Below are 14602 nucleotides of genomic sequence, written 5' to 3'. Positions count from 1 at the left end.
AGATTTCCCTTTTTTATTATAGATCTATTCGATACTTTCTTTACTGCTTTTTTGTAAAGAAATTACGATTCCGAGAATTAGTGAAACGGCTATAAAGGCTAATGACACCCATTCTGGTAATTTAATGAATTCATGCAGTAGCATTTTAAGTCCTACAAAACTCAAAATAGCAATGAGACTGTATTCTAAATAACTGAATTTTGCCAGCATATTCGCCAAGAAAAAGTACATTGATCGCAATCCTAAAATCGCAAATATATTAGAACTAAAAACTAAAAAAGGATCGTTGGTTATCGCTAAAATTGCAGGAACACTATCAATTGCAAAAACGACATCCATTACTTCTATAACAACTAGAGCTACAAAAAGTGGTGTTGCCGCAGTAATATGTCTTCTTTTTACAAAAAAATGTTCTTTATCCATATGGTTAGATATGGGCATTACTTTCTTTAGGCTTTTGTACACAAATGATTTTTTTGGCTGAAATTGTTCGTCTTCTCCACTAAACAACATTTTCATAGCAGTATAGATCAAGAAGGCACCAAAAATATAGGTCATCCAAGAAAATTTATTGATCAACATTACGCCAAAAAATATCATTAAACCTCTAAATATGATTGCACCTAATATTCCCCAAAACAAAACACGATGTTGGTATTTTTGGGGTATTTTGAAAGCTGCAAATATTATCGCAATGACAAATATGTTGTCAATACTTAAAGATAATTCAATCAAATATCCTGTTATGAATTTTATAGAGGCCGTTGCGGGTTTTAATCCATCAGGATTGGCGATTAAATCACTTCCGTATAACCAATAGATTACACCAGAGAACATAAAGGACAAAGCTACCCAAATAGCAGTCCACTTTCCAGCTTCTTTTGTGCTGATAACATGTGGTGTTTTATTAAAAACTCCTAAATCAAGTGCTAAAAAAATTAAAACAGCGATTAAAAAACAAATCCAGACAATCATAATTTATAGGTATTTAAATATCTTGTGTAAAGATACTTTTTGCTTTTTTAATTCTGATATATATTTTAGGAAAGTTGAGCCTGAATATTTTTGCTGTATTTTAGATAATTGTGCAAAAAAAATAGCTTCAACTTTATATAAAGAGACAAAATAGAGAAGTTTTTTTTATGAATTTAATAAAAATTCAATTTCAACCCTAAAAAAAAGGAGGTATGGAGTTGTAAAAGTGATAAATAAATTATATTTGCATCAAATAACAGGGGTATAACAAAATAAAATCAATTTTATGTCAACATTACGTTTCCAAGCTTTGAGAGAAGCATCTACGAGAAAACCAGTTAAATTTGAAGAATCAGATAGAAAATCAACTCTATTTGGATCTAATGTTTTTAATGACAAAGCAATGAAGCAATACTTAACTTCGGATGCTTTTAAAGGAGTTCAAGGTGCTGTTCAGCATGGAACTAAAATTGATAGAAAATTAGCCGATTATATTGCCATGGGTATGAAAGAATGGGCACTTTCTAAAGGAGTAACTCATTATACACACTGGTTTCAACCCTTAACAGGTATAACTGCTGAAAAGCATGATGCTTTTTTTGAAACTTTTCCTGACGGAAGTGATCCTGTTGAAAAGTTTGGCGGAGCACAATTAGTGCAACAAGAACCGGATGCCTCTAGTTTTCCAAATGGTGGAATTAGAAATACGTTTGAAGCGAGAGGATATACCGCATGGGATCCCACTTCACCTGCATTTATTTTTGGAACGACATTGTGTATACCAACTGTTTTTATTTCTTATACTGGAGAAGCTTTAGATTTTAAAACGCCACTTTTAAGAGCATTAACCGTTATGGATGAAGCAGCTACAGAAGTGTGCAAATATTTTGATAAAAATGTAAAAAAAGTTACTGCAACTTTAGGATGGGAGCAAGAATACTTCTTGATTGATAGTGCTTTAGCTAATTCTCGTCCGGATCTTATGATGACTGGTAGAACTTTATTGGGTCATACTTCTGCAAAAGGACAACAATTAGACGATCATTATTTTGGTTCTATTCCAACGCGTGCTCTTGTTTACATGAGAGATTTGGAGCAAGAATGTATGTTATTAGGAATTCCTGTAAAAACCCGTCATAATGAAGTGGCACCAAATCAATTTGAGTTAGCTCCAATTTTTGAAGAGACCAATCTTGCAGTTGACCACAATTGCTTGTTGATGGATGTGATGCAAAAAGTGGCAGAACGTCACTTTTTTAAAGTATTGTTTCATGAAAAACCTTTTAAAGGCGTAAATGGTTCTGGTAAACATAATAATTGGTCATTAGCTACTGATACAGGTATAAACTTGTTGAGTCCAAGTAAAACTCCAATGAGTAATTTACAATTTTTAACTTTTTTCATTAATACCATTAAAGCAGTTCATGATAATGAATCTTTGCTAAGAGCAGCTATTGCATCAGCAAGTAATGATCATAGATTAGGAGCGAATGAAGCACCACCAGCAATTATTTCTGTTTTTATTGGTGGACAATTAACTAAAGTTTTAGAAGAATTAGAAGGTGTAACTGCTGGAAAATTATCTCCAGAAGAAAAAACAGACTTAAAATTGAACGTTGTAGGGAAAATTCCAGATGTTCTATTAGATAATACAGATAGAAATAGAACATCACCATTTGCTTTTACAGGAAATAAATTTGAGTTTAGAGCAGTAGGTTCTACCGCAAATTGTTCTAATTCAATGACCACTTTAAACGCTATTGTTGCAAAACAGTTAAGAGATTTTAAAAAAGAAGTGGATGCTTTGATTGAATCAAAAGACATGAAGAAAGATGATGCAATCTTCAATGTATTGAGAGAATACATCAAACACTCTAAGAAAATCTTATTTGAAGGCGATGGATATAGCGAAGAATGGGAGATTGAAGCAGGTAAGAGAGGATTAAGTAATTTTAAAACTACTCCTGAAGCCTTAAAAGCTAGAATATCTAAGCAGTCTTTAGATTTGTTTTCAGAGTTAAATATAATGAACCATGTAGAGGTAGAAGCACGATACGAAATTGAATTGGAGGAATACACTAAGAAAATTCAAATTGAAGGTAGAGTTTTGGGAGATATTTCAAAAAATCATGTTATACCAACTGCTATCCGTTACCAAAATACGTTAATTACAAATGTAAAAGGATTAAAAGATATTTTTGGAGATGATTTTGAAACTATTGCTAAAGAACAAATTGTTTTAATTAAGCAAATTTCACGTCATATTGAAGGAATCAATTCTAAGGTTGCCGAAATGACAAATGAGAGAAAAAAAGCAAATACGTTGACAAACGCCCAAGAAATGGCAGAAGCGTATTGCAATAAAGTAAAACCTTATTTTGAAGTTATTAGAAGTCACTGTGACAAATTAGAATTATTGGTTGATAATGAAATTTGGACATTAACTAAATACAGAGAATTATTATTTACAAAATAATAATTTCCTATAATACTAAAAAGCCTTTCCGTTTGGAGAGGCTTTTTTTATGGATAAATAGTATTAAATTCTTTATCATTTTCATAAAAAACTGGGCTTATAATCACAAATTATGTTCGCTCAAAATCCTAATGTATAAATCAATGATTATAAATGTTTATAAAAAAATATATCTATATTTATTTTTAAAAAAAGTAAGTAATATTTTATTAAATCAATGAGAATACTCCTTTTTATTTGAATATAAATCGTATCGTAAATTTTTTCTGATATCCTATTTTACAAAAGAGGTAGTTCATCGTTATAGAATTGTATTTTATCGAGTTTTAAGTTAAATGTTTTAAATACAGCTACTTATGTTTGTTTTTTTGTTTTCTACTTTGCTATCTTTGAAATGTAATAATCAAACAAGGAGTAATTATTTATAAAAATAATCTTGTTATTTATTATGAATAAAGAGATTTCCCCCAATCCCTTTTTTATTACCTACATGATAATTTGTATTAACAACCAATTAAATATATTTATTATGAAAAAAGTAATTTTAAGCATCTCCGCGATGCTATTTGTAGGAGCTGCATCTTATGCACAACCGGGTCCATCAGCTGGAGCGAATTCAAGTTTAGTAGGCCAACTTGGAACTTCACAAAATGCGTTAGTTCATCAAATTGGAACGGCTCAAAGTTCTAAAATTAAACAAACGGTAAATAACAATGATGCATTTGTGTATCAAGGTGTAAATCCTGGACAGATTATGGGAAGTGGTGTTAATATTTCAACAAAAAATATGGCAGACATCGATCAAAAAGGAAATGATAACCGTGCTTTTATTTCTCAAAATAACTGGGATAACAAGGCAACACAAAAACAAGTAGGAGACAGAAATGATGCTACAATCTGGCAAGACGAGACTGGTTTTTCATATCCAGCTTTAAAAGGACATGATACCGCTACTCAAACTCAAACTGGTAAAGACAACAAAGCGACTATAGATCAAGGAACTTCAGGAAATAATCCTCTTCCTGTTGTAGGTACTTTTCCTATGATGAATCCTTTAAGTTCTGCAGTGCCAGTTAATCCTCATGGTGATAACGTAGCTGTACAAACTCAAACTGGTAATTTTAATTTAGCTTACACTAGTCAAGGTGGTTTGCGAAATGATTCAAAAATTAGTCAAAATAGTACTTCACAAGCGGCTTCTGCTTCTGCAAGAAATGAAGCAAATCATTATCAATATGGTAATGACAATATAGCTGAAACTACTCAACTTGGTTTTAAAAACCGTGATAACATTTTGCAAGAAGGAAATTGGAACAAATCTTATACAAATCAAAACGGATTTAGCTCTGGTAACATGAATGCAGTGTCACAACAAGGTAGTTATAATGTGTCTAACGTAACACAAAGTAACTAGTTAAACTTCATGAAGATAGGGACAGCTAATTAAGTTGTCCCTTCTTTACATAAAAATAGGAACTAATGAAAACGCTATCTATAAATATCATTATTTTTCTTTTCTTTTCTTTTCAATTTTGCTTCGCGCAAGAAAAAGAAAGTATTACTGCTCCATATAATGAAAAACCAATTGCATTGATAGATACAAAAGAAGGAATTGTTTCTATGAATTCTAATTTTTATAGTACTAAATCGCATACCAATTTAATTCATCAACAAATTATTAATACCGTTCAAGTACAACAAATAGGTGATAATAATAATATAAATTCTCAATTTTCAGCAACTAAAATTGAAGCTACACTAACGCAACAAGGCAACAATAATCAATTGTTTATTGACAAAAATGCAAATTCAATTTATCAAAAAGTAATTCAACAAGGAAATAATAATAGAGTACAGGACTATGTTCCTTATTCTAATTATGATATAGCCACTGAATTGTTTCAAAAAGGAAATGATCAAAATATTATAAATTTTGGATCTAATTCAATTTCAAAGAATATGACCATAATCCAGTCTGGAAATGGTGCTGCTGTCACAGTAATAAACCATACTAAATTATGAAAATTTTGAGATGTTACTTTTCATTGTTTGTATTGCTTTTTAGCGAAACAATCTCCTATTCTCAAACAACAAATACCGTTGTAAAGGCTAAAATAGATATTGAAAATTTAGATGGGATTATTAAAGTAACTGGAACTGCAGAAAATCTATCAGACATCGTTCAAAGTTTTTCTTATAAGTTGTCGGTTATTAAAAATAATAATTTAAACGATAATCATTCTGATAACATTCAAGAAGGATTTTTTTCTTTAAATCCAAGTGAGAATAAAAATTTATCTAATACACAAGTTAATTTATCTAATGGTGATGAGGTTATAGTTTTATTGCTTTTTTATAATGAAAACAAGCAATTAATTGGAAAAGATAGAGTAGTTCTTGGTGACCAAAAAAAAAAGAGGAAGTTATTGTAATTCCTTCAGATGGATTTGAGTTAATAGGCATTATTTCAGATGATACCAAAACTAAAGTTGGGAAAGATTTTTATGATGTATATTATTATTTATATAATCAATACAAAGTCAATTCAAAAAAAATTATTACGCTAAATGAGGAATTTAGCTTTGCCAGAAATACCAAAATAGTCGTCAGCATAGATAACGAAGTTATTTATGAGTTTTTGGCTAGGCCTGATGAGGAATATCTAAAAGAGATGGCCGAAGAATCTATTTATGCCACCTATTTATATTTAAAAAATTTAGAAAAGCAAAGTAAATATTTTACTCAGTATTAATTTTATCCTGTTAAATATGAAAACGTTATTCCTTATTATGACTTTTATTCTTGGTTTTCAATCAGTAGAAGCACAAGATTTAGTTTACAAACCTAAAAATCCTGCTTTTGGAGGTGATACTTTTAATTATCAGTGGTTAGCTAGTTCTGCTGAATCTCAAAATAAATTTACAGATAAATCAGTTGCGCAAGTGCAACAAACAGAATTAGAAAGATTTACAGCAAGTTTAAATTCTTTATTGTTGAGCCAAATTTCGAGTTCTTTATTCAAACAGCAGTTTGGTAATGACGGGATAAAAATAGGCTCCTATACTTTTGGTAGTTTATCTGTTGAGGTTTATCCCTCTTCAGGAGGTTTAACCGTTGATATTTTAGATACTAAAACAGGAGCACAGACACAAGTAATCATTCCAAATCGATAATATGAGATTATATACCTACTTAATGTTGATGATTTTTTTTTTCATCTCTAGTTGCGGTGCTTATTATAATCAACCTACTGGAACAGAAAAAGCTATAATTGGAGAAATTACTCCAGCAACTACACTTTTGAAAGAGCTACCTAAAGCCAAAGAACAAATTGTAGTAGGGATTTATAAATTTAGAGATCAAACTGGTCAGTACAAGGCTTCTGAAAACGGAAGTAATTTTAGCACAGCCGTTACACAAGGAGCCACATCTATATTAATTAAGGCTTTAGAGGATTCTAAATGGTTCATTCCTATTGAGCGCGAAAATATCGGAAACTTACTCCAAGAACGAAATCTTATTCGTTCCACAAGACAAGAGTATGCAAAAGATGTAGATCCTAATGTGCCACAAATTACACCCTTATTGTATGCAGGAGTTTTACTCGAAGGAGGAATTATATCCTACGATTCTAATATTATTACTGGGGGTTTTGGTGCGCGTTATTTTGGTACTGGAGGCGCAGTAAAATACAGACAGGACCGAGTTACTATTTATCTTAGAATGGTTTCAACGGCTAATGGAAAAATTTTAAAATCGGTCTATATTTCTAAAACGATACTTTCTCAAGCTATCGATCAAAGTCTATTTAAATATGTCAATTTTAAAAGATTGTTAGAAGTAGAAACGGGTTATACGACCAACGAGCCTGTTCAAATGGCAGTTACAGAAGCTATAGAAAAAGCAGTATCTACTTTGGTTTTAGAAGGGATTAAAGATGGAATTTGGGAAGCTGATATTTCTGTGCCAGCAAAGGAATCTCTTTTGAAAAATTATAAGAATGAGAATGAAGAAGCAAATGTTACAGCAATATATGGTCGTAATTTAAAACAAAGAAGATCAAAATTTGGAATAGAAATATCAGGTGGTACTACATTAATGGACGGAGATTATAGCAACCCTGAATTAAGACTCATGGGAAGAGGTGCTTTAAAGTATTTTTTAACTCCTTCTTTTAACTTAAGTGCATCTACTAATATTTTTGAACTAGCCAATAAAAAATTATTAGATGTTGGTTATTTAACTTACGATTTAAATACAGAGTTTATCTTGTTACCAAAAGACAAATTAAGTCCCTATGTGTTTGCTGGAGGTGGATTTGGAATGAATAAAGCTTTCAAAAACTTACATGCTAAAGTTCAATATGGAATTGGTATCGAATATATGGCGACCGATAATTTAGGTATAAAATTGTATGGTGAGCAAAATCTAAATTTTAGTGATAATATCGATTATATAAAAAGAGGAGTGCGAGATGATTATTATTATCGTTTTGGTTTAGGAGTAACTATTTATCTTTCTAATATAAGAAAATCTCGTGTTACGAAAGGTTTTTAATGTTTTCAAAATCAATAAATTCTAGCTCATTAATAATTTTAATTCTATACTGATGAAAAATACTTATCTCAAAATTACTTTATTAACTTTATTTTTAATGCTGTTTTCTTGTAGTGAAGAAAAATTTACTGGAGAAGATTACGGGACAGTAGAAGGTAAAGTGGTGAGCGCAATTGATTTTAAACCATTGGCGAATGTTAAGGTCTTTTCAAACCCAAATACTAGTATTGTTTTTACTGACGATGAAGGAAAGTTTGTTATTAATAATGTGAAAGTTGGTGATTATTCATTTGAAGCTCAAAAAGAGGGTTACATTGTGAAATTTGAAGCTGCAACGGTAAATACCGATAAAACGTCAAAAATAGTTTTCGAACTTAAATTATCAACAACCAACAATAAACCTCCAACTACTCCAGTGTTAATTAAACCTTTAGACAATGCTACAGATCAAACATTAGATTTGAATTTAACATGGACTGCTACAGATATTGAAAAAGACAGTTTGAAATACGAAATTAGCTTAAGAAAAGAAAATAGTGATGATGTTGTCATTTATCCTAATATTTCTAAAACAAACTTTACTTTAAAAGGATTAAATTATAGTACCAAATATTATTGGCAAGTTTCTGTTTCAGATGGGATTAATCCAGTTGTTTTGAGCGCAGTTCGCAGTTTTACCACTACTGCTTTTAGTAGCGCTAGATTCTTATTTGTAAAAAAGAGCTTTGAGAATAATGTGATTTATTCTGGTGATGATTCTGGAACTCAATTAAGACTGACCAGTTTAGATGTAAATAGCTGGAGACCTAGGAAAAACAATCAAATTAAAAAAATTGCATTCATTAGAGCCAGCGGTGCACAAAATCATATTTATACTATGAATCCAGATGGTTCAGGAATTTTTAAAGTAACCAACTCGATTCCTATTGCTGGATTTAATTCTGATTTCCTTAATTTTTCTTGGAACACATCGGGTAGTCAGATCATTTATCCGTACTTCGATAAATTATATAGAATCAATAGTGACGGAAGTGGATTAACTAAAATTTATCAAACTCCAAATGGAAAATTTATTTCAGAATGCGACTGGAGTAACGATGGTTCTAAAATTGCTTTAAAAGTAAATGATAGCAACGGTTACAATGCTGAAATTTATGTAATCAGTACTACTGGAGTAATTCTCTCTCAAGTTTGGTCTGGGACAACAGGAGCAATGGGAGGTCTAAATTTTTCTATAACAGGTCAAAAATTAGTGTTTACAAGAGATGTTTCTGGATACGAAGATGCTAATTATAGACAGTTGGATACTAGAGTGTTTCAATATGTTTTTAGTTCCAATACTGCTAGCGAAATCTCACTAGAGAAACCTGCAGGAACAGTTGATTTGGATGTGAGGTATTCTCCCAATGAGGCCGAACTAATTATAATGAATACTTCTAATGACGGAGTATCGACCAAAAATATTGTAAAATATACACCGGCTGCTAACACTACAACTGGAGTTTCAAGAACAATACTATTCACTAATGCAAGTATGCCAGATTGGGAATAACATAAATTTAAAAAATATAAAAACACCTATTTCTTATCAAATAGGTGTTTTTTTTGGTGTTAAAATAAGGCTATGATTTCAGTAAACTCTTACTCTGACTCGATAGGCAAAACCCAAAAAAATAATTATCTTTGCCCCACAACTATCTGCCTAAAAGCAGGATTTACAACTATACTACATGAGTTCAGATACTTCAAAAAGGTATGCACTTCGCGGTGTTTCTGCTGCGAAAGAAGATGTGCATAATGCTATAAAAAATATTGATAAAGGATTGTTTCCGCAAGCTTTCTGTAAAATTGTTCCCGATTATTTAACCCAAGATGATGATTACTGTTTAATAATGCATGCTGATGGTGCAGGAACCAAATCTTCCTTAGCATATATGTATTGGAAGGAAACTGGTGATATTTCAGTTTGGAAAGGTATTGCGCAAGATGCATTAATCATGAATATTGATGATCTTTTGTGTGTAGGCGCAACAGATAATATTTTGCTTTCATCTACTATTGGTAGAAATAAAAACTTAATTCCGGGCGAAGTTCTTTCTGCAATTATAAATGGAACAGAAGAGCTGATTAAAGAATTAGATTCTTTTGGTGTTACTATTCATTCCACAGGTGGCGAGACAGCAGATGTTGGTGATATTGTGAGAACTATTATTGTTGATTCTACGGTAACCGCTAGGATGAAAAGAAGTAAAGTAATTGATAATGCCAATATAAAAGCAGGTGATGTAATTGTTGGATTGGCTTCTTTTGGTCAGGCTACATACGAGAAAAGTTATAATGGCGGAATGGGAAGTAACGGACTTACCTCTGCTCGACATGACGTTTTTGGTAAGTATTTGGCAAAAAAATACCCAGAAAGTTATGATGCAGCAGTTCCGGAAGATCTTATTTATTCCGGACAAGTAAACTTGACAGATAAAGTAGCTAATTCTCCTATAGATGCTGGACAATTAGTGCTTTCACCAACACGAACCTATGCACCAATAATCAAGAAGATTTTGGATAAGTACAGTTCAGATGAAATTCACGGAATGGTACATTGCAGTGGAGGAGCACAAACTAAAATTTTACATTTTGTAGAGAATTTACACATCATAAAAGATAATTTATTTCCAGTTCCACCTTTGTTTCAATTGATACAAGAACAATCTAAAACAGATTGGAAAGAAATGTATCAAGTATTTAATTGTGGACATAGAATGGAAATTTACGTTCCAGAAAATGTAGCTGAAGATATTATTGCGATTTCTAAATCATTTAATGTTGAGGCACAAATTGTGGGTAGAGTAACTGAATCTGAAATAAAAAAACTAACAATTACAAGCGAATACGGAACATTCGAATATTAATTAACCATTGCTTATGGTTGGATTTTAAATCTATCCATGTTCAATATTCAACTATTTAAACATGTACGAATTACTTTTTTGGAATTATCTTGAGGGAATTTATTTAAACCATCATGAAATTTACGAGGCAATTAGCGAGGAACAACCCGAAATTGAAGGTTTAGAACCACTTCCTGTTCAGGTTATTTTGAACAGAATTGCATCTGTTTTCTCAAAATGGGAAAAAGTAGATGATAAAAGTTGGAAAAACACTGACGGAGTAGGTGCTTTTCAGGTAAGAACAACACCACAAAGTATAAAAATTGACTGTTACGGCACCGAAGGTAAGACCATGGATACGCTAGTTGGTGTGATGGAGGAATTTAAATGTGCTCTTTACGATCCACAAGTTCCTCAGCGTTATGATGAAATGGCGGAGTAATTTTTTTAGAAGCTCATCCTGCGCTTCGTTACAAGTCCTCCTAAAATAAAATATTTTTCTAAATCCTGAAAGGAGCTCTTTCCGATGTATCGGGAAGAGCTCTTTCAAGACAAGAAAAATTATTATTTTTTAGTCCGGGCTTTTTACTTCGATCTCGGCTAAAAATTAATAGTAATACCCGTTTATACTACTATTGTAAATCTGAATTATTTTGCTACTGATTCATTCAGAAGTATAGGTTTACCAAATCCTATTTCCTCTAATTTTTTTAATTGCGTTGCTGCATCTCCTACTATCAAGTAGATCATTTTATCCGCATTCAAATATTTTTCAGAAAGTCTTTTTATATCAGATATAGAAGTGTTTTTTACAATATCTTCTTGTTTTTTGGCATAGTCATTTGGGTAGTTGTAATTGCTAATATCATATAACATTCCTAGTTTTGCACCCAATGTTTCAAAAGCTCTAGCATTGCTTTTAATTAAATATCCTTTAGTAACTTCTAGATCATTATCGTTGAATTTTTTACCATAATTTTCTACTATTTCTTTTATCAAACTAACTGATTCAAATGTTATATTAGAACGCACTCCGCTACCAATAACAAAAGCACCTTTATTTGTAGAACCAGAAAAAGAAGATCCAATACCATAAGTATATCCTTTTCCCTCACGTAACTCTTGCGTAAGTTGTGATGCAAAACCACCACCACCCAAACGGTAATTCATTATTTCTGCTGGATAAAAATCAGCATCAGTTGCAGCTAGAGCAAGATAACCGATTCTAATCACGGATTGTTTTGCTCCAGGAACATCGTAAAAGTATATTTTAGAGTTTGCTATTCCATCTGGAGTTTTTACTGCAGGAATAATAACTTTCTTAGCCTTCCAGTTTTTATTTAAACTTGCTAATGATTTAGTTACTTCGTTTTGTGAAACAGCACCAACAATTTGAAAAATAGAAACTGATGGAGAGCTATTAGCAGCATAAAACTTTTTTAAATCATCTATTGAGATGTTTTTTAAAGTCTGCTCTTCTCCAATTCTATTATGAGATAAAATAGATTCTTTTCCGTAAATTAATTTTTTAAATTCATTTTTTGCAATGCTATTAGGTTCTGCTTTTTGCTGTTGAATTGTGCTTAAAGTACTTTGTTTAATTAGATCAAATTCCTTTAAATCCCATCTAGGTTGCATTATTATCTCTTCTACTAATGCTATAGTTGCACTGTAATTTTTTGCTAATGAATTTCCAGAAATAAAAATTCCTTCATCCGTTGCGTAAGCTTTAATGGTAGCACCAAGGCTTTCAATGGCGTTTTCAAGTTCTTCAGGAGTTTTGTTTTTTGTTCCTTTTGTCATCAGCTCTGCCAACATATTTGAAACACCAATTTTATTTTTTTCCTCTAATAACATTCCACCTTTAATTTGCAATAGAAATTGAGTAAGAGGAACTTCGTGATTTTCGATCCCGATGAGTTTTAATCCAGAGGATAAATTATTTTTCCATACAGTAGGAAGTTTTACATCTGGACTTTCTCCATATGCTGGTTCCACACTTCTGTCAAATGATGAAGGTGTTTTTTGGTAGGTTGCAGCAACACTTGCATCAAATGCATCTTCTTTTCCGTCAACAATTTTCTCTTCGACAACAGTGGCTAAAACTGAACCTTTTAAGGCTAAATTAGCTTCTCCTTTTGGAACAAAACTAGTTGCTACAAAATGTTTCCCTTTGATGTATTTTTCATATACTCTCATAACATCAGCGGGAGTTACTGCAAGAATATTTTTTACATCTTGAGTAATGTAGCCAGGATCACCAGCAAAAATCTCATATTGTGCTAGCTGAAATCCTTTGCCAAGAACACTAGATAAATTGGTGTAAAAAGCAGTTTCTTGTCCTGCTTTGATACGATTTAAGTCTTGATCTGATATTCCTTTTGCTTCAAATTCTTTAAAGCCTTGGTTGATACCATCCATTACTTCGTTTAAATTTGTTTTTTCAAAAGCAGTAACGCTTAGCATATATTGACCTGCTATTTCAGAATTGTATTGGTACAAAGCAACAGCATCGGTTAGTTTCTTATCTTCAACTAAAGATTGGTATAAAGGAGCTTTTTTTCCAGTAGAAAGATATGTTGCTAGAACCTCTAACGCATAACTATCTGGATGATATTCATATACAGAAGGCCATGTCAATGTTAGTTGTGGTAGGCGTGCAAAATTATCTTCGTAGTATAATTTTTTTGTTTCTGCTAGTGTTACAGCTTGTTTTTCCATTTTTGGAATTGCTTCTCCTCTTTTAATTTCCCCAAAGTATTTTTCAACCCATATTTTAGTTTGATTTACATCAAAATCTCCAGCTATGGTTAATGTTACGTTATTGGGAACATACCAACGATTGTAAAAACTTTTTACATCTTCTAACGTAGCATTTTGTAAATCTTCTAATGAGCCTATCACATCCCAATTGTAAGGATGAGTTGTTGGGTACAAGTTTTTAGAAATTACAGAGAAAGTATTCCCGTAGGGTTTGTTGTCGTAACTCTGTCTTTTTTCATTTTTTACAACTTGTTTTTCTTTTGCTAAAACAGGATCGGTTACTGTATTGATAAAATATCCTAATTTATCGGCTTCTGCCCAAATCATTTTTTCTAATGCATCTTTAGGTACTGTTTGAAAATAATTTGTGCGATCCCTACTTGTGGATCCATTGGCTCCCTCACCACCAATTCTTGCACTCATTTTATCGAGACCACCTTTGCCTAAGTTTTCCGATTCTAAAAAAAGAAGGTGCTCAAATAAATGGGCAAATCCAGTTCTACCTACTTTTTCTCTGGCAGAACCTACATGGCTGGTTAAGGCAACTGCAACAACAGGATCTGATCTATCAACATGTAAGATGACTTGTAGGCCATTTTTTAAAGTGAATTTTTCGAAATCTACCTTAAATTCTTTAGATTTTTCCTTTTGAGAATAAGATGGAATTATGCTAATCAGCAAGAAACAGAGTAGGAAGTAGTTGTGTAGTAGTTTCATTTTTTTAGTTTAAGTTTCGTGTTATTTTATGCAACAAACTGGTTTGTTGTTTTGCGGATCTAAATTAGGAAAAATATTAAGAAAAAGGAGGTTTTAGATACACTAGATTTCTTTAAAATAGTATAGAAACTTTTTTAAGTTGCGTGAGGGATAGTAGCGGAAATCCTCCTTATTTGCCTCAGCAAATGAGGAGATTGTAGTAAATAGCCCGACCTTACTGTAACGC

12 protein-coding genes are annotated in these 14602 nt (G+C 31.9%); 10 read left to right on the top strand and 2 right to left on the bottom strand.

The window, feature by feature from the left end:
* Positions 1–24: 24 nt before the first annotated feature.
* Entirely contained in the window at positions 25–975 is a 951-nt protein-coding gene (locus tag MW871_RS05440) for a TerC family protein (protein ID WP_210645664.1), read from the bottom strand.
* Between the two features lie 286 nt (positions 976–1261).
* Between MW871_RS05440 and MW871_RS05435 the strand changes: the two genes are divergently transcribed.
* The 10 genes from MW871_RS05435 (at position 1262) to MW871_RS05390 (ending at position 11338) form a co-directional block, all read left to right on the top strand.
* Positions 1262–3451 carry a glutamine synthetase III family protein gene (locus tag MW871_RS05435; RefSeq protein ID WP_210645665.1) on the top strand — a complete coding sequence of 730 codons (2190 nt, stop codon included), beginning with the start codon at positions 1262–1264 and terminating at the stop codon, positions 3449–3451.
* A 529-nt stretch (positions 3452–3980) separates the two neighbouring features.
* Complete coding sequence (locus MW871_RS05430; RefSeq protein ID WP_188050182.1) at positions 3981–4865, top strand: hypothetical protein; 885 nt, start codon at positions 3981–3983, stop codon at positions 4863–4865.
* Positions 4866–4930: 65 nt separating this feature from the next.
* Complete coding sequence (locus MW871_RS05425; protein WP_248427839.1) at positions 4931–5473, top strand: hypothetical protein; 543 nt, start codon at positions 4931–4933, stop codon at positions 5471–5473.
* On the top strand, positions 5470–5883 hold the full coding sequence (locus tag MW871_RS05420) for a hypothetical protein (RefSeq protein ID WP_248427838.1): 414 nt from the start codon (positions 5470–5472) through the stop codon (positions 5881–5883). Before MW871_RS05425 ends, MW871_RS05420 begins: the two co-directional genes overlap by 4 nt.
* Positions 5877–6203: a CsgE family curli-type amyloid fiber assembly protein gene (locus MW871_RS05415; protein ID WP_345799452.1), complete on the top strand. Its 327-nt coding sequence runs from the start codon at positions 5877–5879 to the stop codon at positions 6201–6203. Before MW871_RS05420 ends, MW871_RS05415 begins: the two co-directional genes overlap by 7 nt.
* Positions 6204–6219: 16 nt before the next feature.
* A complete protein-coding gene (locus MW871_RS05410; protein WP_210645669.1) occupies positions 6220–6624 on the top strand; it encodes a curli assembly protein CsgF in 405 nt (134 codons plus the stop codon).
* Position 6625: 1 nt separating this feature from the next.
* A complete protein-coding gene (locus tag MW871_RS05405) occupies positions 6626–8008 on the top strand; it encodes a CsgG/HfaB family protein (RefSeq protein ID WP_248427837.1) in 1383 nt (460 codons plus the stop codon).
* A 52-nt stretch (positions 8009–8060) separates the two neighbouring features.
* Positions 8061–9560, top strand: a complete 1500-nt coding sequence (locus tag MW871_RS05400) for a carboxypeptidase-like regulatory domain-containing protein (protein ID WP_248427835.1) — start codon at positions 8061–8063, stop codon at positions 9558–9560.
* 178 nt (positions 9561–9738) lie between these two features.
* Positions 9739–10917 carry an AIR synthase related protein gene (locus MW871_RS05395; RefSeq protein ID WP_248427834.1) on the top strand — a complete coding sequence of 393 codons (1179 nt, stop codon included), beginning with the start codon at positions 9739–9741 and terminating at the stop codon, positions 10915–10917.
* Between the two features lie 61 nt (positions 10918–10978).
* Positions 10979–11338 (top strand): hypothetical protein, encoded by a 360-nt coding sequence (locus MW871_RS05390; RefSeq protein WP_188050189.1) that lies wholly within the window; start codon positions 10979–10981, stop codon positions 11336–11338.
* 206 nt (positions 11339–11544) lie between these two features.
* On the opposite strand, the gene MW871_RS05385 is transcribed toward MW871_RS05390, so the two are convergent.
* Positions 11545–14376 carry a M16 family metallopeptidase gene (locus MW871_RS05385; RefSeq protein WP_248427833.1) on the bottom strand — a complete coding sequence of 944 codons (2832 nt, stop codon included), beginning with the start codon at positions 14374–14376 and terminating at the stop codon, positions 11545–11547.
* Positions 14377–14602 lie beyond the last annotated feature (226 nt).

The sequence above is a fragment of the Flavobacterium pygoscelis genome (genome assembly GCF_023162025.1).
Lineage (GTDB): Bacteria > Bacteroidota > Bacteroidia > Flavobacteriales > Flavobacteriaceae > Flavobacterium > Flavobacterium pygoscelis.
The sequence above is the reverse complement of the archived record's forward strand: the minus strand, read 5'-3'. Positions and strand labels throughout refer to the sequence as shown.

What these genes read in the sequence shown, in the direction of transcription:
- MW871_RS05410 (WP_210645669.1), top strand. Translation starts at nt 6,220, where the DNA reads ATGAAAACGTTATTCCTTATTATGACTTTTATTCTTGGTTTTCAATCA.
- MW871_RS05435 (WP_210645665.1), top strand. Translation starts at nt 1,262, where the DNA reads ATGTCAACATTACGTTTCCAAGCTTTGAGAGAAGCATCTACGAGAAAA.
- MW871_RS05425 (WP_248427839.1), top strand. Translation starts at nt 4,931, where the DNA reads ATGAAAACGCTATCTATAAATATCATTATTTTTCTTTTCTTTTCTTTT.
- MW871_RS05420 (WP_248427838.1), top strand. Translation starts at nt 5,470, where the DNA reads ATGAAAATTTTGAGATGTTACTTTTCATTGTTTGTATTGCTTTTTAGC.
- MW871_RS05440 (WP_210645664.1), bottom strand. Translation starts at nt 975, where the DNA reads ATGATTGTCTGGATTTGTTTTTTAATCGCTGTTTTAATTTTTTTAGCA.
- MW871_RS05430 (WP_188050182.1), top strand. Translation starts at nt 3,981, where the DNA reads ATGAAAAAAGTAATTTTAAGCATCTCCGCGATGCTATTTGTAGGAGCT.
- MW871_RS05390 (WP_188050189.1), top strand. Translation starts at nt 10,979, where the DNA reads ATGTACGAATTACTTTTTTGGAATTATCTTGAGGGAATTTATTTAAAC.
- MW871_RS05405 (WP_248427837.1), top strand. Translation starts at nt 6,626, where the DNA reads ATGAGATTATATACCTACTTAATGTTGATGATTTTTTTTTTCATCTCT.
- MW871_RS05385 (WP_248427833.1), bottom strand. Translation starts at nt 14,376, where the DNA reads ATGAAACTACTACACAACTACTTCCTACTCTGTTTCTTGCTGATTAGC.
- MW871_RS05395 (WP_248427834.1), top strand. Translation starts at nt 9,739, where the DNA reads ATGAGTTCAGATACTTCAAAAAGGTATGCACTTCGCGGTGTTTCTGCT.
- MW871_RS05400 (WP_248427835.1), top strand. Translation starts at nt 8,061, where the DNA reads ATGAAAAATACTTATCTCAAAATTACTTTATTAACTTTATTTTTAATG.